Origin of the sequence: Thalassospira mesophila, assembly GCF_002115755.1 — a bacterium.
Lineage (GTDB): Bacteria > Pseudomonadota > Alphaproteobacteria > Rhodospirillales > Thalassospiraceae > Thalassospira > Thalassospira mesophila.
Genome location: NZ_JFKA01000002.1, coordinates 191613 through 212071, shown reverse-complemented (window position 1 = coordinate 212071; position 20459 = coordinate 191613). Strand labels below are relative to the sequence as shown.

Genomic DNA, 20459 nt, shown 5'->3' with positions numbered 1-20459 from the left:
TATCAGTCACCGATGGCAAAAACATCCCGCCAGCCTTGCCACTGCCAAATCATGTCGGCCAAAACATCATACCCGGCACCATCGGGATGATAGCCATCCCCCCGGCGAAGCGCGCGTTGCCATGTTTCATCTGTGCGCGTGCGTTCAAACACATCAAAATAGGGAATATCCATTCCCTTGGCCGTTTCCAAAAACAGCTGGTTTAACCCCTCCAGCCGTTCATTGACCATTTTGCTGGACCGCCCGCCATCAATCACCGCCTGCGGGCCAACCCACAAAGTTGTTGGTGCCATATCGCGCGCCCTGGTCATAATATCGGTCGCATTGGCAAGCGATTGGGCATGGGAAACCCGCATGGTGGTTTCTTCGCCGCGTTCCTGCGCGTGGTTGGCATCGTTAAGACCAAAACAAAACACCAGCACCAGCGGAAATTCATCCACCTTGCGGCGCCGGGCATCATCCTGCCAGCGGTCTTTTAAATTGCTGCTGCTTTCAGCGCGAATGCCCAAATTATAAATCGTTGCATCCAGCCCGATATCACTTAGCAACCGTTGACCAAGGCGCATTGGCCAGCCGCCCTTTTGCGCGTCGCGCACGCCAGTGACCAGACTATCGCCAAAAAAACAAACCCGATGGCCAATAATACGATCTGTCATTTTGTCTCCTGGGTCGGGTTGGTATGTTTTTGAGTCGAAATGTGATCAGCGATGTGTTCGGCCATATAGGCCATTAACGCGGTATGGTCCGGGGCCATATCGTTTTCCAGCCAGTATTCCTCGGCCAGGCGCAATAATTGCCCCATCATCGGCCCGGGCGGCACCAGCTGTGCCTTCAAAATATCCCGTCCCTTTACCGGCAATTGCGGGGCCTGCCAGTCCTGCGCCACGGCCAGCATATCCTGCCACCGGGCATTTTCACCGGGCACCGGGCGGCCGGCCATGGCCGCACGGTCCGCCCATGCCATAATCACGGCATCACGAAAGGCATCCGCCCCCAAATGATACAAATGGCGGCGAATACGTTTGCCATCCATCACGTTATCAATCAGGCGAAAACTGGCCGTCATCAACGAAAACCGTTCGATTTCGTCGTTCGACAGGCGCAAGGAACGGGCAAATTGCGCGGCATGGGCAATGCCATCATTGCCGGTTTTATCCGATGCAAATAACGCCGCCATCCGGCGCAGCGGATCAATGGTGATGGCCGGGTCGGCCAAGGCCGTGGTTTCAAGCCATTCAACAATGCGCAGCCGGGGAATGTTTTTCAGTTCTGGCAAAATGACTGGCAACACCGAAAACCCGACCATATCGCCAATGGTGGCAGCAGGCCTTGGGGCGCGCAGCAATTTAAACATTTCGTCGCGAATACGTTCGCTGGAAATATCGCGCAGCCCGGCGGCCCCCTTGCGGCACGCCTCGGCGCCTATGGCATCAAGCGGGGGGCGGCCAAAATGGGCAAAAAAGCGGAAAAACCGCAAAATGCGCAAATAATCCTCGGCAATGCGGTCTTCAGCGACGCCAATAAACCGCACCCGGCCTGCCCGCAAATCGGTTTCGCCATCAAACGGGTCATAAATGGTGCCATCGGGATCACAATAAAAGGCATTAAAGGTAAAATCGCGCCGTTTGGCATCAAGCAGCCAGTTATCGGTAAAGGCCACGTCGGCATGGCGACCATCGGTGGTGACATCCACCCGCAAGGTGGTGATTTCATAGGAATAGTCATTGATAATGGCGGTAATGGTTCCATGCTGCAACCCGGTCGGGATCACGCGAATACCCGCCGCCTCAAGGGCAGCCATGCTGATTTCGGGTTTTAAATCGCAGGCAATATCCACATCAACCAGGTCACGCGCCAGCAGGGCATCTCGCACAATACCGCCGACATAGCGCGCCGTGCCGCCCTTTTGCGCCAGGGCGGCAAACAAGTGTGCGGTTTGGGCGGCGGCCATAACGCCATAAGGGGCCAAATGGCCGGTAGGGTCCAGTTTTGTCATGCGCGTTCTTGCGTGGGATCAAACAGAAGGGTCGAAACAAAGCCGGTTTTGATCAAGGTTATGATCAGGGCAGGTCCTAATTGTTTAGTCCGGCTTTTTGGGTTCAAAATAGCCCGGCGAGATAACGCCGTCTTTGAGTTCGGGGGCGTGATAAATCGAATCCGGGGGGGAACCGCTGGTCAGGGCGGTAAAAATCAAAATGCTTCCGGCCAGTAACACGCCGATCAGAAACAATAACAGCCACGGCCCCTGATCCCACGGTGGCACCACATCATGCCCTTCGCGGATTGCCTTGGCCCGGGCGTATTTTAACCACAGTGAATAAATCACAAAGGGTAAAATAATTGGCAGGCCGATCTGGATAATTTCACGCAGCATGGCAGCTTTCTTTCTGAATTATCACAACGGCATCAATGGCACGCCCCGGCAACAAAGCCAAATCATTCAGCCCGATAAAGCTATTTAACTGTCGCCTGGGTCACATTTGCCTGATTGGCGCGTAAAACATCACTGAAATTCACCAGCATGCCTGCCGTTGCCCCCCAAATATAATATTGCCGATAGGGAATGGCAAAATAACGCCGTTTGGCCCCTTCAAAATCCACCGTTTGCAGCTTCTGGTTCGCGGGTTCCAGAATAAACGACAGCGGCACTTCAAAAACCTCGTCCACTTCAAACGGGTCGGCCACAAGATCAAACGGCGGGGTGATAATGCCAACAATCGGCGTCACCTGAAAACCGGTAACGGTGTAATAATCGTTCAAGCGCCCGATCAGGCGGATATGGCGGCGATGCAAGCCAATTTCTTCTTCGGTTTCGCGAAGGGCGGTTTCTTCCAGATCAGGATCAACGTCTTCCTTGCGCCCGCCGGGAAAACTGATTTGCCCGGCATGGGCCTTTAAATGCGCCGTGCGCCGGGTTAAAATTACCGATAACCCTTCTTCGCGGCGCACCAGCGGCATTAATACCGCTGCCGGACGCGATTTAAGCTCGCCTTCGGCAAAGGCACGCGCCCGCGACTGGGAACCGGGGAAATCAACCGCATGGTCGCCCACGCGCAATTCCAAACCATCGCGCGGGGCGCGTAATGCCGCCATAATAGTTTCAGGTGTCATTTTTCATCATTCATCGTTCATCATTCTCCACGGTGCCGATTTTAAAGAACCGTCCGTGGCTGTAAACACCAAGGGTCGTTTCGGGGCTGTCTGGTGCCGTATTTTCTTCGGCCCACTCCACCAATTGATAAAAACTTGCGCGGTTCAAGCGGGCTTCAAGCCCGCGATCCAGCGCGATATAAGGCGATGGCTCGCCGGTTTTCGGGTTTTCTTCAACGCGCAACGAATGGTTTTCATCAAGCTCCACCCACTGATCAATGTTGGTGCGCATGCGGATAATACCATTATGGCCTTGATCCTCGCCTGCGCGGGTCGAATTTTCATCATCGCTATCACGGGTTACTTCCACCACCACAAAGGCAGCGTCCTCCACCGCAATCCGCGCCATTTCCGCCGGGGTTACCAGCCAGTGCCCGCCTTCTTCATCGCGTTGTAAAACCGTGGAAAACAGTTTGACCAGTTCGATCCGGCCAATCGGCCCGCCTTGATAATACCAGGTCCCATCCCGATTTATCGACATGGGAATATCGCCGCAAATTTGCGGATGACGCCCGGTGGGCGGTTTACCGCTGCGCAGGCGTTTCCAAAGATTTTCGGCAAGATCGACAGTTTTATCGTTTTGGGTCATGCTATACACTTGTGGTCAAGGTTTCTAATATACCCTGCATATTAGCTAGTTTACGATTATGAAATTGCCAGCCTGTGTGACAGCCCGATAGATCCAGTGCAACAGAGGATGCAGAATTTACGGCCATGACAAACACGCAGCCCTTTCCTGAAGAATTTGGCATGTCCCGCGAAAGCAGCCTGGAACAGGATGCCGCCCGCCTTGATGCCTGTGTCGCCCGTCTGGGTGAAGCACGCGACATGATCGCGTCGATCATTTTTGGCCAGGATGATGCCGTTGACCAGACATTGATTGGCATTCTGGCCGGTGGCCATGTGTTGATGGTCGGTGCGCCCGGCCTTGGCAAGTCGTTATTGGCGCACACCCTTGGCAAGGCCTTGGGTCTGCTTGACAAACGGGTCCAGTTTACCCCCGACCTGATGCCTGCCGATATTTTAGGCTCCGAGGTGTTGGAAGACGGGCCGGATGGCAAGCGGGCTTTTCGCTTTATCAAAGGCCCGGTTTTTTGCCAGTTGTTGCTGGCCGATGAAATTAACCGCGCCAGCCCGCGCACGCAATCGGCCCTGCTTCAGGCCATGCAGGAACGCGAAATTTCGGTCGCCGGTTACAGCCACGCCTTGCCAATGCCGTTTCATGTGCTGGCCACGCAAAACCCGCTGGAACAGGAAGGCACCTACCCCCTGCCCGAAGCCCAGCTTGACCGTTTTTTGCTCGAAGTGCGCCTGGCCTATCCCGATCAGGATGCAGAGCGCCGCATTGTCGCCCAAACCACGGGCCGCCACATTAACCGCCCCCGCCAGATTTTGCACACCGACGAATTAATCGAAGCCCAGGGTTTTGTCCGTCGCCTGCCCATGCCCGACCGCGTGCTTGATACCATCATTGCCCTGTGCCGGGCCTGTCGCCCCGAAAGCACAAGTTTTGACGAAATTGCCAACAATGTTGCCTGGGGGCCGGGAACACGCGCCGCACAGTCGCTGTCGCTGGCGTGCCGGGCGCGGGCCATGTTGCAAGGCCGGTTTGCCCCGTCGATCGATGATATTGCCGCCTTGGCCGTGCCGGTTTTGCGCCATCGTTTCGGGCTGACCTATGGCGCACGCGCCGATGGTTTTTCGGCAGCCTCGCTGATCATGGATGTTTTATCAAAAATAAGGGACCAGCAAGCATAATGGTGCCTGCGCGCAATTTGCCCGATCAGATTGCTGCTGCCCGTTCGCTGGCGGCGCGTTTGCCGCAACTTGTTGACGAATCCCGCCGCCTGGCCGTTGCACTGCGCAGCGGCCTGCATGGCAATCGCAAGGTTGGACCGGGCAGCGATTTCTGGCAGTTTCGCCCCTATATTACCGGCGACCCCACCGGGCAAATCGACTGGCGACGTTCGGCGCGCAGCGACAACACCTTTATTCGCCAAACCGAATGGCAGGCCAGCCATACTTACTGGATCTGGCCGGTATTTGGCAGTTCGTCCTTTTGGTCATCAAGCCCTAAAACCCCGCCCAAAGCCGACCGCATGATAATTATCGCGCTGGCACTGGCCGATTTACTGTTACGTAACGGCGAAACCGTTGGGGCGTTTGATGCGCCTCACACCCGTATTGCCGCACATGACCAGCTTGCCAAACTGGGCCATGCCATGCTGGCAGCCCCGGCTGATATGGCACTCAGCAGCACCGACATTCATCCCGGCCGCCGCCACACCGTTTTAATTTTAGGGGATTTTCTGGAATTTTCCGCCCCGGACAGCTCACCGGCTTCCGGGTTGCAGCATCTGGCCCATAACCAGAATGACGGCGCCTTGATACAGGTTCTGGACCCGGCCGAACACCAACCCGATTTCAGGGGGCGCATTAATTTCACCGACACCGATGACAAGGTTGTTTTTCACAGCGAAAAATTTGAAGACCAGCGCGACGAATTTATGCGCCGCAGCCAAAAATGGCAGGGGCGCATCCGCGATGCCGCCATGGCCAACCAGTGGCGCTATGATTTGCATGTTACCGACCACACACCAAGCCAGACATTGCTGGCCCTGTATCAGCACATCACCGAAAGACCTGCGCGAAACGCCAGTACCCCGCCCCGTGCGCCCACGACAGGGCCACGCCCATGATTTTTGGTGCGGTGACGTTTTTATACCCCGCCCTGCTGGCCGGTTTGTTGTTGTTACCGGTATTGTGGCTGATCATTCGCAGTGCGCCGCGCCGCCCGCGCACCATACGGTTTCCCGCAGCGCGCCTGTTAATCGGTGCCAGCCATAATCGCCGTAACGCCGAACGTGCGCCTTTGTGGCAAACCATTTTGCGCAGCCTGATCATGTTAGCCCTGGTGCTGGCTGCGGCCCACCCGGTGTTAAACAAAGCCGACTATGCCCCCGAAAACGGGGCTGTTCTGGTGATGGTCGATAACAGCTGGTCAAGTGCGGCGTCGTGGCCGCAATATCAGCAGGGTATGAAACAACTGGTCAATCAGGCACGGCTGAACGGTCAATCTATTTTTATTGCCAGCACAGCCGCACAAGCCATCGGTGCCAACCGCGTCGACCTGCCCCCGCTTTTGGGGCCGCTTTCGCCCCATGATGCGCAAAATGCGTTTGAACGGTTGCAGCCCCACCCGTGGGGCCCCCAATACCCGACGCTCACCAGCCAGATCGCCGAACGCCAGGACATCACCAATGCCATTACCAGTGCCATCCTGATAACCGACAACACCGATGCACCGGGCAAAGCCGACCTTGCCAATGAATTGTCGGCCGTGGCACCGCTATTTGTTCTTCATGCCGCAAGCGACGTTGAAAACGGCACGTTGGTCATATCGGCGTTAACGCGCACCAAAACCGGCCTGACCGCAACATTACACCACGACCCGCAGGCGCATCTGCGCCACACCGTGCTGATTGCGCGCGACGCGCAAGGACAAATTATTGTCCGTCACCCCGCCACGCTGGCCGAAAACACCACCCGCACCAGCCTTGACATACCGCTGCCCGGCGATATCGCCAATGCCATCCAGACGGTTGGCCTTGCCAATATCGACAGTGCCGCCGCCCTGTTCCAAACCGGGGCAAAATGGCAGCAACGCACGGTGGGCATCGTGGTCAGTTCCGGTGACGGGCCGGTTTTGCTGTCGGACCGGTATTTTTTCCTCGACCGCGCTATTTCGCCTTATGCCAGTATTACCTATGGCACGCTGGCCAGTCTTTTGGCGCAAAGCCCCGATATTCTGGTGGCAACCGGCACCATCCCCGGCCTTGGCAGCCAGCAAGGCGCGTTAGCACGCTGGATCGACAATGGCGGCATGCTGGTCCGTTTTGCCGGCGACAGCCCAAACAGCCCTGATGACCGTTTTTTGCCCGTCACATTGCGGCTGGGCAATCGTGATTTTGGCGGGTCAATGTCGTGGGAACGGCCCAAACATGTGCTTGAATTTTCCGACAACAGCCCGTTTTTTGGCGTTTCCGTGCCCGACGAAATTACCGTTACCCGGCAATTGCTGGCCGAACCTGACCCCGATATTGTTGAAAAAACCTGGGCCCGCCTGACCGATGGCACCCCTTTAATCACCAGCATTTCGCGCAATGCCGGGCGCATCGTTTTATTCCATGTCACACCTTGGGCGGATTGGTCCAATTTGCCAATGTCAGGGTTGTTTGTGCAAATCTGGCAACGCTTGTTACCCTTGGCCAGCCCCGACCATCGCGCGTCGCCGCAAATACAAACATTGTTGCCGCCCCAATCAATCCTCGACGGTTTTGGCCATTCCCACCAGCCCGATCCAACGGTTCTGGCATTGCAAACCGAAAACGACATGCCCGATCCCCGCCACCCGCCGGGTATTTATGGCCAAAACGGCCAAGCGGTTGCCCATAATCTGGGCCCTTACCTTACCGGTCTTGATACCCCGATTGTGTGGCCAGATCAGGCCCGGATACAAACCCTGTCAGACAGCAACCAGACCGATCTGGCAACATTTTGTGTTTTCGCCGCCTTCTGCCTGTTTTTGCTCGATACATTGATCACTGTTCTAACCGGGGCCAGCAGCCGGTTTCAGGGCTATTACCGGGGCAGGAAAATGGCTAAATCCCTTGCCAAAACAGATCAAAACAATGGTATGGGCAAACACCAAACAAACGCCAACGCCGCCCCCGACATGCCATCGCGATCCACGCTAAAAAATCTGGTCCTACTGGGCGTTGTGCTTGGCAATACGGCCTTGGTGCTGACGGGGTTTGGCAGCATTTCACCGGCACAGGCCCAGGCGCAGGACGACAGCAACAGCGGCAAAAACTTTCAGGCCGCCCTGCATCCCAGGCTGGCCTATATGCAAACCGGGGTTGCCGCGATTGACCGGCTGAGCCGTGCGGGCCTGTCAGGATTGACGGAAACATTGCGCAAACGCACGGCGGCGGATTTGGCAGCCCCCGTTATGATCAATCCGCAAACCGATGATTTAAGTTTTTACCCGCTCATTTACTGGCCGCTGGCAGAAGGGCAAAACCTGCTGTCGCCCTATGGCAGTGAACAGTTAAACCGCTATCTGGCCAATGGCGGCATGATCCTGATTGACAGTCGCGACCGCGAGGTTGAACCGGCACGATTGCGTCGTTTGCTTGAAGGTGTTGAAATTCCCACCCTCGCCCGTGCCCCGCGCGACCATATTGTTTTTCGCAGTTTTTACCTGCTTGATGAGGCCTATGGCCGGTTTGACGCGCCCTTGTGGGTCGATGCCCGGCCCGACCCCCGGCTGGACGGGGTGGCATCGGTGCTGTTTGGTGGCAATGACTGGGCCGCATCATGGGTAAAAACCCGCCTGGAACTGGAAGAATACGGGACAGCCACCCGCAACCCGATTGATGATATTACCCCCCGCCAGCATGAACTGGCCCTGCGATTCGGGGTTAATCTGGTTATTTATGCCCTGACCGGCAGCTATAAGGGTGATCAGGTTCATCTGCCTGCCATCCTTGAAAGGCTGGGCCGATGAACAGCTTGCAGGATTTACAAATCACCCCGCTGATCGCCCCCGGCTGGCTGGGAATTCTGGCGGTCATTTCTGTTGCCCTGATCCTTGTGCTTATTGCCATGCGCTTGCATGGCGGAGTCTGGCGGGCGGCAATGATGGCGCTGTTGCTGGTCGGGCTTATTGCTCCGCAATTTACCAACCAGTCCCACGAAAAGCTGAGCGACATCATCCTCGTTCTTGCCGATCGTTCCGACAGCCAGAAACTGGGCACCCGAACCGCCCAAACCGACCGCGCCATTGAGGCCCTGCATCGGCAATATGACGCCGACCCCGATATTGACCTTCGAATTGAAGACATACCGGGCACCACCGAAACCGATATGTTTGCCCCCCTTGATCGCCTGCTGGCCGGGATCCCGCGCGAAAGGCTGGCCGGGGTTATTATGATTACGGATGGGCAGGTTCATGATGTGCCAGCCGGTTTGCAGTTAAATGCCCCCTTGCATGTTCTTATCACCGGCAGCCGCGACGAACGCGACCGCCGCCTGCAAATGCGCCAGAATGTTAATTACGGCATTGTTGGCAAAAATGCCGAATTTCTGGTCGAGGCGATGGACCCTGACCTGCCGCCCGGCACGCCAATTGACGTCACACTTTTGCAAGAAGACGGCACGGTTTTACAGTTTACCCTGCCTGCCAATCAAAAATCGTCGGTCACCATTCCGATTACCCATGCCGGGCCGGTGCTGGCCGAGTTGCGCATGCCCGCCCTTGCCGACGAGGCAGATGCCAGCAACAACCGGCTGATCCTTGAAACCACCGGCGTTCGTGACCGGCTTCGGGTTTTGTTATTGTCGGGCGAACCCCACCCGGGCGAACGGGCATGGCGCAATCTTTTGCGCGCCGACCCCGGGGTGGATTTGGTGCATTTCACCATTTTGCGCCCGCCCGAAAAAGGTGACGACACCCCGATAAACGAACTGGCATTGATTCCGTTTCCCATACGCGACCTGTTTGAGGTGCGCCTTAAACAATTTGATCTGGTTATTTTCGACCGCTATCAAATGCGCGGTGTGCTGCCAGTTCAATATCTCGACAAGGTTGTCGACTATGTGCGCGGGGGTGGGGCAGCACTGGTGGTTGCCGGGCCCGAATATGTTGCGCCGGACGGCCTTTCAAACACCGTTCTGGGCGATATGATGCCCGTTACCGCCACCGGCAGGGTTCTTGAACAGGCCTTTATGCCCAAGGTAAACGATGATGGCCGCCTGCATCCTGTGTCCTCGGCCATTGCCGGCCCGCGTTTGGGCCCGCACAAATGGGGGCACTGGTACCGGCAAATCGAAACACGGCAAACCGGCGCGCAGGCAATGACGGTGATGACCGGCATTAACGACCTGCCCTTGCTGACATTATCGCGGGTCGGCGATGGCCGGGCCGCCATTTTAACCAGCGACCAAATGTGGCTGTGGCAACGCGGCCATGATGGCGGCGGCCCGATTGCCGAATTGTTACGGCGTTTGTCGCACTGGCTGATGAAAGAACCCGCCCTTGAGGAAAACACCATTGAAACAAGCCGGTCTGCCGATGGCAGCGCGCTAAACCTGATCTGGCGCAAAATCGGGGCCGACCCGCAAACCGCAACCGCCCTTGACCCGGTGACATCGCGTGCCATTCAGGCCCCTTTTACCCGCCAGCCTGATCAAACCTGGCAGGCGAGCATTCCGATAAAACAACACGGCCTGATCCGCATTACCGCGCGTGATGCGGATGGCAAAAGCCAATCCGCCCTGCATGTAGACCGTGATGCCTTAACCAGCGAACGACGCAACACCACATCCACCGAGGAAATTTTAGAAGACATCGTTACACGCAATAACGGCTATATGGGCCGGATCGAGGATGGTTTGCCATCCTTGCGCCAGGTGACCGCGAACGAAAAATGGCATGGCAGTAATTGGGCCGGTATGGTCAAAACAAACAGTTATCGCACCCTGATTGGCACCACCACCAGCCTGTTGCCCTTACCCGCCCTCGCCATTGCCGGAATTATCCTGTGTTTGTTTGGCTGGCGCCGCGAAACCCGCTAGGCCGAACGCCGCATATTGCGGTGCCCGTTTCATCACACCCGTCGTCCGGCGCGGTCATGCCTGAAAATGACCAGCGGTCCTGCATCGCGGGTATAATAATCTGGCACGAAACCAATGCCCGCCCCCGCGCGGCGATACGGTCTTTTAACTTTCCAAAACGTCGGATAACACGTCCCGGCCCTGATGTTCGACTTTATTAATTTTGGCACAGGGGCCACGCATTTCGGTTGCCAGCCCGTCATTAAACCGCTTAACCAGAAAATCGATAAACAGCCGCACCTTGGTCGGCAGGTGCCGTCTTTCGGGGTAAACTGCATAAATACCGCCGCCCAAACGGGTTGAATATTCCGGCATGACCGGCACCAGTTCACCGCTATGCAGGGCTTCGGCAATGATAAATTCAGGCTCGGCGGCAATGCCCAAGCCGCGCTTGGCGGCAACGGCGGTAAACTCGCCGTTATTGCACCATAATACCGGGTTCACGCGCACACTTGTCGGCCCGTCCGTGCCTTCAAACTCCCAAACATTGGGGTTGGGCACATTGGTATAGGCAATGACATCGTGATCGCTTAAATCGGCGGGTTTGCGGGGCATACCGCGTTTTGCCAGATAATCTGGCGATGCCACCAATTGACCATTAAAATCGGCCAGTTTGCGGGCGATCATGCTTGAATCGCGCAGGCGCGTAATCCGCACCGCCATATCAAATCCTTCGGCGACCAGATCCACCATATGATCGGCCAGATGGATATCGACCTTCAGGCCGGGATAAAGTTCCATAAAATCGGCGATCACATTGGGCAAAAACCGTTGCCCGAATGTCAAAGGGGCCGAAATGCGCAAAATGCCGCGCGGCGTGCCGCGTAAATCGGTCAGGGCATGTTCGGCGGTTTCAATTTCTTCGACAATGCGCGCGCAGTGCAAATAGAATGTCGATCCGGCATCGGTCAGACTTAACCGGCGGGTGGTGCGGTTTAACAGCCGAATGCCAAGGCTGTCTTCGAGTTTGGTGACATGCTTGCTCACGGCGGATTTCGACATGCCCAGCTTGCGCGCCGCGCCGGAAAAACTTTGTTCTTCAACCACTCGGGCAAAAACCGTCATGCCATCAAGATTGCCAATAAGCATCATATCATCCTTGCTGTGCCGCCTGCATCGCACCGACTGTTGCGCATTTGGAAACAAATTAATGTCACATCGCCCCATTGTCTTCAACTTGGAAAACGTCAAGATTAGGACCACCATGCAGGCATAAAATACCTGCTGCATTTTAATACCGGACCAAAAAAGGAAGCCGAAATGGGATTGCTGATAGACGGGGTATGGAAAGACCAGTGGTACGATACCAAATCGACCGGTGGCAAATTCAAACGTCAGGACAGTGCCTTTCGGCATCAGATTTCATCTGACAGCGACAGCCCCTTTCCCGCCGAAAAAGGCCGCTATCATTTATATGTGTCCTATGCCTGCCCGTGGGCGCATCGCGCCCTGATTTTGCGCAGTATCAAAGGGCTGGAAGACATGATTTCGGTTTCGGTTGTGCATTGGCGGATGCTGGAAAACGGCTGGGAATTTTCCGCCAAAGATGGCCTTGGCGATGACCTTGGCCATCGCGATTTCATGCATCAGGTCTATACCGCGGCTGACCCGGAATATACGGGCCGGGTTACGGTGCCCGTGCTGTGGGACAAAAAAACCGGTCAAATCGTCAATAACGAATCATCAGAAATCATCCGCATGCTCAACACCGCCTTTGACGGGCTGGGCGCCACGCCGGGGGATTATTACCCCCACCATCTGCGCGATGAAATTGATGATGTTAACCAGCGCGTTTATCACGACGTTAACAATGGCGTTTACAAATCCGGCTTTGCCACCACACAGGATGCTTACGAAACAGCGGTCACAACCCTGTTTTCCACGCTGGACTGGCTGGAAAACCGCCTTGATCAGCATCGCTTCCTGATCGGCAATGACCTGACCGAGGCCGACTGGCGGTTATTTACCACCCTGATCCGGTTTGATGCGGTTTATCACGGCCATTTCAAATGCAATATTCGCATGCTGAAAGATTATCCCAATTTGTGGGCCTATACCCGCGATCTGTATCAACATCCCGGCATCGCCCACACCGTGCATTTCGGTCATATCAAAGGCCATTATTACGAAAGCCACACCATGATCAACCCGACCGGGATTGTCCCGCTCGGCCCCGATTTGAATTTTAATACTCCGCATGACCGGGCAGAACGTTTTGGCGGCTAAATAACCCAGACCTGTTGGCCAACTTGCACTGTGCCATCAAACAGGTCACAAGGATTACCTCTGACCTGTTTGATGGTGAATACCGATGCCTTCGATCCAGAATATCTACGATGACCCGACCTTCTATGAAGGCTATCGCATGCTTCGCCAAACAGGTAGCGGCTTAAATGACGTTCTCGAACAACCCGCCCTGCGCAGCCTGTTACCTGAAAACCTGACCGAGCTCGACATTCTCGATCTGGGCTGCGGGTTTGGTGATTTTGCCCGATATGCCCGCGATCAAAAGGCCCGATGCGCCATCGGGATGGATGTATCCGCCAAAATGCTGGCATCGGCACGCCAGATGACAAACGATGACGCTATCGTGTTCGAGCAAGGGACAATCGAAAATCTTGCCGCAACGTCATTTGCCAACCGTTCGTTTGACCTGATCGTATCATCACTGGCTCTGCACTATGTTGCGAACTATCGTACCGCCATTACCGCGATCGCCAACCTGTTAAAACCCGGCGGCAGGCTGGTATTTTCCGTTGAACATCCGATATGTACCGCGCTGGCAGCCCAGAGATGGCACCAGGATGACGCAGGTAATGATCTGTTCTGGCCGGTTGACAATTATCGCGAAGAAGGCCCCAGACATACCAGTTGGTTTAGTAAGGACGTGATCAAATATCACCGTACTGTCGAAACCTATGTTAACGACCTTCTTGATACCGGATTACAGTTAAACCGCCTTCTTGAACCAGAACCGGCAACAGCAGCCCGCAATGCCAAATGGGAAAATCACCGGCGACGTCCACCCTTTTTGCTTTTGGCAGCCCAAAAATCCTGACCGGCGGTGGCATTTTATCGCCACAACCACGCCTGATTAATCTTTGGTACCTGTCGCAAACCAACGGCAGTAATCAAACTTCATGACCGGCAGATGTCGCAATCTGCGTGGATATAGCACACGCAGCAGGGTCCGATAGGCTCAAAAACATCAGCGACTGGAAACCGGAACAGTGATGGCAGCAATGGCGAACAGTACCCTCGAAACGAAAAACCCCCAAGGCAAAGCCAAGGGGGTTTTTACATTTTAAAATGCGGGCCTGATTAGTTCAGGCGGCCTTTAATTTCAGAAATCGCGTTATCAACCAGTTCGTCAGCCTTCGCACCGGCAACCTTTTCGGTCACCATTGCAAGGGTTGCCCGGGTGGCAATTTCTGCCACATGGGCCCGAACTTCCGCAACAGCCTGGGCTTCCAGGTTGCCAATGCGGTCCATGGCCTGCTGTTCACGACGCTTGAGCGACGCTTCAAGTTCGGCCTTGGCGTTTACCAGCATGCGGTCGGCTTCTGCCTTGGCATGGGCGCGGATTTCGTCAGCATCTTTAAGAGCTTCGCGCTGCTTGGCCTGGTATTTGGCCAGAAGCTCCTGAGCTTCTTCACGCAGGCGCTGTGCTTCGTCAAGTTCGCTGGAAATCTTGCCAGCACGTTTATCAAGTGCTGCCGAGATCCCTTTAACAACCTTGTAGCCGCCGAAAACGACAACAAACAGGAAAGCAAAGGTTACCCAGGTTTCCGGATTGGTGAAGAAACTACCGTGTTCTGCTTCCATGGTGTTTATTCCCCAATCACTGCCGCAACTGCATTTTCAGCAGTTTTGGACTGAACCTTGACGCCGATCAGCTTTGCGGTTGCGTCGCGGGCAATATCAGCCGCGGCTTCGGACATACTACCCAGGGCAGTTGTCTTGGCTTGTGCAATCCGCTTTTCAGCTGCAGATGTTTTTTCAGACAGCTTCCTGGCCATTGCAGCGGTCTCGGCAGCCTGCTGTGCAGATGCCTTTTCCGATGCTTCGCGTATATCGTCATGAGCGGCATTCCGGGCTTCGGCCAGGGCTGCTTCATACCGTGCGATGGCGGCATCGGTTTCGTCTTTCAACGCCCGTGCCTTGCCAAGATTGTCTTCGATAGTCTTGTGACGGCGTTCAAGAACGTCACCAACTTTTGGCAGGGCAATTTTTGACATCAAGATATACAAGACGACAAAAACGACAGCCAGCCAGAAAATCTGGGACGGGAACGACGAAATATCAAACTGCGGCATAGCCTACTCCCGAATTCAACGACGCCGGCGAGAGTTCACCCTCGCCGGGCCGAGTATTCGCGCAAAAGGCGCCGATTAGCCGAACAGAACGATCAGCGCAACGACGAGTGCGAACAGTGCAATAGCTTCGGTAACGGCAAAGCCGATCCAGCCATAAAGTTCAACATCAGCTTTCGCAGCCGGGTTACGACCGACAGTTGCGATCAGGCTTGACCAAATGTTACCCACCCCGATACCGGCACCAATCATACCAATAGCAGCAAGGCCCGCACCGATCATCTTTGCAGCATCGACTTCCATAACTTCACCCTTTCGAATTTCTTAAAGGCAATAAGAAAAGATCACACCAGCCCACAGCACATCAGTGCATGTGGATTGCATCATGGAGATAGATGCAGGTGAGAATTGTGTAAACATAGGCCTGAAGCGCGGCGATTCCGAACTCCAGAACGGTAATCCCCGTCAGCATCGCGAAAGGAAGCACGCCGAATATGCCAATAAGTCCGACGAAGCCACCAATCACTTTCAGCATGATGTGTCCGACCGTCATATTTGCAAACAGTCGAATAGCCAGGCTGAACGGACGAGAGAAATAGGAAATGATTTCGATCGGGATCAAAATGATCGCCGTCGCTATCGGGGCACCTTCCGGAAAGAACATTCGAAAATAATGTGTTCCGTGGCGCGCAAAACCGATAATCGTCACACCGATAAAAATCACCAGAGCCATCGCAAAAGTTACGATAATGTGGCTCGTAAAAGCAAAGCCGTGCGGGATCATACCTAAAAGGTTACCAAACAGCACGAACATAAACAGCGTAAAAACAAACGGGAAGTACTTGCGCCCGGCTGTTCCCACATTATCTTTGAGCATGTTGGCGACGAATTCATACATCACCTCGGCAGCACCCTGCCAACGTCCCGGCACCAGTGCGCCACGACGCATGCTCAGCGTCATGAACGCCGTTACGAGAACGGCCGCGATCACCATCCAAAGGGCGGAATTGGTGAAGGAAACATCAAAGCCACCGACCGAAAGGTCGGCCAACGGCTTGATTTCAAACTGCTCTAGCGGTCCAGCCACCGTAATCCTCGCTCAATCTTGTCAGGCCAAGGATTATTCCTTGTCCCCCTGCTTGGGCTTCCCCATCGCACGCCCTAGTCCAATGGCACTATCATAGCCTTTGGCTGCGCGATAGGCGTTAAGACCCCCGGCACCTGCCCCAAGAATGACAAAAAGGACAAGCAACAAAGGCATCGTATTAAAAAACCGGTCCAGTCCCCAGCCAATCAGCAACCCGACAACAACAGCAGCGATCATTTCCGCCGATATCCGCATGCCAAGCGCCATGCCCGCCGATGAACTTTTCCGGCCACCCGAAACCGGGCCCCGCTTTTCTTCGCGTCGTCCGGCAACAGCTGTTAATTTGCGATCCAGTTCAGCTAACGAAGCGCGATCTTTTTCTTCGCTCACCGTAACGAACTCCGCTGTAACAGCCCTGCGAACAACACAAGGAAAGGCGCGGGCAACATACTTAGCCCCCCATAGGCTGTCAAGCCGTAAAACCCCGATGTTCGCTGCATGGAAAACCCCACTTAACAAATTGAAAAATAACAATTTTTAGCGAAAAATCACCTTAAATGCCTCTCAGGTGTGTTCGGGATCACTCCGCTTACACCCATTCAAGGAAACACCCCAAGGCCCCGTACAACCGGCGGTTTCCCTGGGTTCCCGGACATAAAATGGCGCATTTCGGCACGTATTCGCATCAGCTGGTTAAATTCAGCTCATGCTGTTCTTTTTGCGAATAAACTTCCGCCTGACGCAAATCCACCGATACCAGCGAAGATACACCACGTTCTGCCATGGTAACACCAAACAAACGATTCATCCGGGCCATCGTCATACGATGGTGGGTAATCACCATAAACCGGGTATTGGCATGACGGCCAATGGCCTCAAGCAACCGGCAAAAACGGTCAACATTGGCGTCATCAAGCGGGGCGTCAACTTCGTCCAGCACACAAATCGGGGCCGGGTTGGTCATAAACACGGCAAATAACAGCGCCATCGCGGTTAAGGCCTGTTCGCCGCCCGACAACAATGAAAGATGCTGCAATTTTTTGCCCGGCGGCGATGCCATAATTTCAAGCCCGGCATTTAACGGGTCATCGGCATCGGTCAGCATTAAATGTGCATGCCCCCCGCCAAACAACCGCACAAACAGTTGCTGGAAGTGCTTGTCGACCTCCTCAAACGCCTTGTTAAGGCGTTGACGGGCTTCGCGGTTAAGCTGGTTAATGCCATTGCGCAACTTGTCGATGGCGGCCAGCAAATCGTCGCGTTCGGTCACAAGGGTATTTTTCTGTTCTTCCATCTCGGCCAGTTCGACCTCGGCGCGCAAATTAACCGCGCCCAGGTTTTCACGCTCGCGCGACTGGCGGCCCAGCCGGGCTTCAATGTCGTTTTCGGCCGGTAATTCTTCGTTCTGATCCAGCATGGCAAGTTCAGCCAACTGATCAGGCGTGGCATTCACCCGTTCGCGAATACGTTCGATCAAATCGCGGCGGTGCTGTTCGGCCTGTTCCAGTAGCGCCTCGCACCGCACCCGGCCTTCGCGGGCGTCGGCCAGCTTTTGTTCGGCATCTTTTAACACCTGATCAGCCTCGCGCTGGGCGGTTTCGGCATTCACCAGGGCATCGGCACTGTCTTTGCGGGTTTGTTCGGCAAAGGCAATCCGGTCGGTCAAAATCGCACGGCGTTCCTCGATCTCGTCGGGGCGCAGTTCGAGTTCTTCCAGCTCCATTTGCGCTTCTTCCTGGCGCTCGCGCAGTTGGGCAACACGGTCGCCCGCCCCCGCTGCACGTTCGTTCCAGGTCGCAATTTCGTTTTCCACGAATTCCAGCCGCTTGCGCCGCCCCGACATATCGCGCTGCATCCGCTCAAGCTGGCTGCGCGCCTCCATCTGGTCGGCGCGCGCATCGGAAAGATCGGCGCGCTTTTCGTTAAGGGCGGCTTTAATTTCGATCAGGCCTTCGCTGCTTTCCTGCGGGGTCGCGGCAAGCTGTTCTTGCTCGGCCATCAACTCGTCAAGGTCCTGCCGGGTGCGATTAACTGCTTCTTCGGCGGTTTGCAGCCGCCCTTCAATGGCACTGGCATCGCGTTTGATATTGGCAATTTCTTCACGTGCGCGTGAAAGCTGGCTATCAGCTTCACGCGCGGCCCGGTGCGCTTCCTGTTCGGCGGTGCGGGCCTCGGCAATCTGGTCATTCAGGCGTTCGACATTTTCACGCGCAGTTTCCGCGCGTTCAATGCTTTCCTCGACCACGTCATCCATTTCGTCACGTTCGGCCCGCAATTCCACCAGCCGGTTACGTTGATGCAGACGGGCGGCTGCTGGCAGTTCCGCCCCGGCCAAAACCCGATACCCGTCCCAGCGCCACAATGCCCCTTCACGTGACACCAGCCGTTGCCCGGTTTTCAAATCCTTGCACAGCCAGTTACCAGTGGAGTCGTCCTCCACCACGCCAATCTGCCATAAACGCCGGTTCAACAATGCCGGGGCCTGAACAAACTTCGCCAGCGCCTGAACATTATCGGGCAAAACAGGATCATCGGCCGACGGGTCAACCCCGGCCCAATGGGTGGGAGATTGGGGGGCATCGGGCGCATCAAGGTCTTCGCCAAGGGCGGCGGCCATTGCCAGTTCCAGCCCGCCCTGCACCGTGATCTGTTCGATCATGGGGGTATATTCATCATCGCCGCTGGTTTTAACCAGACTTTCCAAGCCGTCAATTTCGGCAATCAGCCGGGTTTTACGCGCTTCGACATCGCGCTGGGCATCGCGGGCTTCGGTTTCGGCAATTTTGGCGGCATCTTCGCGGTCATGCATTTCGGCCAGGCGCATTTCGGCATCTTCAATTGCCAGCTTGCGCTGTTCGACCGCTTCTTCGCATTCTTCCAGTGCCATTTCAGCATCTTCCAGCGCGTCGCTGAAATCGGCCTCAACCCGAATATCGTCCAGTTTCGCCACCGCCTCGTCATAACGATCGGTCAGGCGAATACGCCGCGCCCCCAGTTCCGACAGACGCTGTTGCACCGATTTTAACCGCGCATCTTCGGCGGCGGCCCGGGTGGTCAGCTCGTCTACTGTGGCTTCAAGTTCTTCAACCCGTAGCGCCTTTTCGGTGGCGCGCTCGCGGGCATCGTCAAGCTCGTCATCCTCGCCGCCCTGGGCCTGGCTCAGGTCCTGACGTTCAAATTTCAGCTTGTCCAACGCCCCCTGGGCGTCATTGGCCAATTCTGCCTCGCGCGATAAATCGGCATCAATTTGCTGAATACGGGCGCGCAATTGCGCCATTTGCGTTTCAAGTTGCTGCTTGTCTTTATCCAGCCCCTCGCGCTCGATCATCAGGCGCTGCAAGGCTGCACTGGCCTCGGCTTCCTGTTTGCGCAAATCGGGCAGGCTGGCGGCAATATGGACTTGTTGCGTGGTCGCCCGGGTGACTTCGGCGGTTAAATCGCGCACCGCTGTTTCACCTGCCACCAGCAATTCGCGAGCATCGTGCTGGCGCTTGGCCGCTTCGCGCCAGCGAATATGAAACAGCAAGGCTTCGGTCTGGCGAATGCTTTCGCTTAACTTGCGATAGCGTTGTGCCTGCCGGGCCTGTTTTTGCAGCGATGAAATCTGGCTATCAAGGGTGACCAGAACATCTTCCAGACGGTCAAGGTTCTGATCGGCACTTTTCAGGCGCAGCTCTGCCTCGTGGCGGCGCGAATGCAGGCCGGTAATCCCGGCGGCTTCTTCTAACACCAAACGGCGCTGCGATGGTTTGGCCCCGATCAACGCCCCGATTTTGCCTTGCGACACCATGGCGGTGGACCGGGCACCGGTTGCGGCATCGGCAAACAGCAATTGCACATCGCGGGCGCGCACATCCTTGCCATTGACCTTGTAATTCGACCCGCCGCCACGTTCGATGCGGCGCACGACTTCAAGTTCTTCATGGTCATTAAACATCGCAGGCGCACGGCGCTCGGCGTTATCAAGCACCACGGCCACCTCGGCCACATTGCGTGCCGGGCGGGTTGATGTGCCGCCAAAAATAACGTCGGACATATCGGCACCGCGCATTTGCTTGGCCGATGTTTCGCCCATTACCCAGCGCAGGGCTTCAACCAGATTGGATTTGCCACAACCATTTGGGCCGACAACACCTGTCAGCCCGTCTTCGACCAGTAATTCGGTTGAATCGACGAAGGATTTAAATCCCGTCAGTCGCAGCGACTTGAATTGGACCAATCAGTTCCCCTGG

Annotated in this window: 18 protein-coding genes; 6 read left to right on the top strand and 12 right to left on the bottom strand. The window is 55.7% G+C overall.

Translation table 11 applies throughout. The features are described from left to right. Positions 1-2: 2 nt before the first annotated feature. The 5 genes from TMES_RS05355 to TMES_RS05335 all read right to left on the bottom strand — a co-directional run bounded on the left by TMES_RS05355 (position 3) and on the right by TMES_RS05335 (position 3739). Positions 3-656, bottom strand: a complete 654-nt coding sequence (locus TMES_RS05355) for a DUF459 domain-containing protein (protein WP_085580264.1) — start codon at positions 654-656, stop codon at positions 3-5. After that, positions 653-1996 (bottom strand): CCA tRNA nucleotidyltransferase, encoded by a 1344-nt coding sequence (locus tag TMES_RS05350; protein ID WP_085580262.1) that lies wholly within the window; start codon positions 1994-1996, stop codon positions 653-655. The genes TMES_RS05355 and TMES_RS05350 overlap by 4 nt, the downstream gene beginning before the upstream one ends. Before the next feature lie 84 nt (positions 1997-2080). Then, positions 2081-2374: a hypothetical protein gene (locus TMES_RS05345; protein ID WP_085580260.1), complete on the bottom strand. Its 294-nt coding sequence runs from the start codon at positions 2372-2374 to the stop codon at positions 2081-2083. An 80-nt stretch (positions 2375-2454) separates the two neighbouring features. Next, positions 2455-3111 (bottom strand): CoA pyrophosphatase, encoded by a 657-nt coding sequence (locus TMES_RS05340; protein WP_085580258.1) that lies wholly within the window; start codon positions 3109-3111, stop codon positions 2455-2457. Positions 3112-3121: 10 nt separating this feature from the next. Beyond that, positions 3122-3739: a DUF1285 domain-containing protein gene (locus TMES_RS05335; RefSeq protein WP_085580256.1), complete on the bottom strand. Its 618-nt coding sequence runs from the start codon at positions 3737-3739 to the stop codon at positions 3122-3124. Positions 3740-3864: 125 nt separating this feature from the next. Here TMES_RS05335 and TMES_RS05330 point away from each other — a divergent pair, with 125 nt between their 5' ends. From TMES_RS05330 to TMES_RS05315, 4 genes are read left to right on the top strand one after another with little or no spacing between them, the layout of a single operon-like run. Next, entirely contained in the window at positions 3865-4908 is a 1044-nt protein-coding gene (locus TMES_RS05330) for an AAA family ATPase (protein WP_085580254.1), read from the top strand. Then, positions 4908-5849, top strand: a complete 942-nt coding sequence (locus TMES_RS05325; protein ID WP_085580252.1) for a DUF58 domain-containing protein — start codon at positions 4908-4910, stop codon at positions 5847-5849. Before TMES_RS05330 ends, TMES_RS05325 begins: the two co-directional genes overlap by 1 nt. Beyond that, on the top strand, positions 5846-8719 hold the full coding sequence (locus TMES_RS05320) for a DUF4159 domain-containing protein (RefSeq protein WP_085580250.1): 2874 nt from the start codon (positions 5846-5848) through the stop codon (positions 8717-8719). The genes TMES_RS05325 and TMES_RS05320 overlap by 4 nt, the downstream gene beginning before the upstream one ends. Then, a complete protein-coding gene (locus TMES_RS05315; protein WP_085580248.1) occupies positions 8716-10788 on the top strand; it encodes a hypothetical protein in 2073 nt (690 codons plus the stop codon). Before TMES_RS05320 ends, TMES_RS05315 begins: the two co-directional genes overlap by 4 nt. Positions 10789-10932: 144 nt before the next feature. On the opposite strand, the gene TMES_RS05310 is transcribed toward TMES_RS05315, so the two are convergent. Continuing rightward, entirely contained in the window at positions 10933-11919 is a 987-nt protein-coding gene (locus TMES_RS05310; RefSeq protein WP_245835221.1) for a LysR family transcriptional regulator, read from the bottom strand. Between the two features lie 168 nt (positions 11920-12087). Between TMES_RS05310 and TMES_RS05305 the strand changes: the two genes are divergently transcribed. Together TMES_RS05305 and TMES_RS05300 are read left to right on the top strand one after the other, a co-directional pair. Next, on the top strand, positions 12088-13053 hold the full coding sequence (locus TMES_RS05305) for a glutathione S-transferase family protein (protein WP_085580247.1): 966 nt from the start codon (positions 12088-12090) through the stop codon (positions 13051-13053). Positions 13054-13138: 85 nt separating this feature from the next. Continuing rightward, on the top strand, positions 13139-13885 hold the full coding sequence (locus TMES_RS05300) for a class I SAM-dependent methyltransferase (protein ID WP_085580245.1): 747 nt from the start codon (positions 13139-13141) through the stop codon (positions 13883-13885). A gap of 263 nt (positions 13886-14148) precedes the next feature. Here TMES_RS05300 and TMES_RS05295 read toward each other — a convergent pair whose 3' ends face one another. From TMES_RS05295 to smc, 6 genes are all read right to left on the bottom strand, one after another. Next, positions 14149-14652, bottom strand: coding sequence for a F0F1 ATP synthase subunit B family protein (locus tag TMES_RS05295; protein WP_085580243.1), 504 nt, complete (start codon positions 14650-14652; stop codon positions 14149-14151). A gap of 5 nt (positions 14653-14657) precedes the next feature. Next, entirely contained in the window at positions 14658-15143 is a 486-nt protein-coding gene (locus TMES_RS05290) for a F0F1 ATP synthase subunit B family protein (RefSeq protein WP_085580241.1), read from the bottom strand. A 75-nt stretch (positions 15144-15218) separates the two neighbouring features. Beyond that, positions 15219-15443: an ATP synthase subunit C family protein gene (locus TMES_RS05285; RefSeq protein WP_085580239.1), complete on the bottom strand. Its 225-nt coding sequence runs from the start codon at positions 15441-15443 to the stop codon at positions 15219-15221. 61 nt (positions 15444-15504) lie between these two features. Further along, positions 15505-16227 carry a F0F1 ATP synthase subunit A gene (locus TMES_RS05280; protein WP_085580237.1) on the bottom strand — a complete coding sequence of 241 codons (723 nt, stop codon included), beginning with the start codon at positions 16225-16227 and terminating at the stop codon, positions 15505-15507. A gap of 33 nt (positions 16228-16260) precedes the next feature. Continuing rightward, positions 16261-16617, bottom strand: coding sequence for an AtpZ/AtpI family protein (locus TMES_RS23265; RefSeq protein WP_245835220.1), 357 nt, complete (start codon positions 16615-16617; stop codon positions 16261-16263). 295 nt (positions 16618-16912) lie between these two features. Continuing rightward, a complete protein-coding gene (smc, locus tag TMES_RS05270; RefSeq protein ID WP_085580235.1) occupies positions 16913-20446 on the bottom strand; it encodes a chromosome segregation protein SMC in 3534 nt (1177 codons plus the stop codon). Positions 20447-20459: the final 13 nt, after the last annotated feature.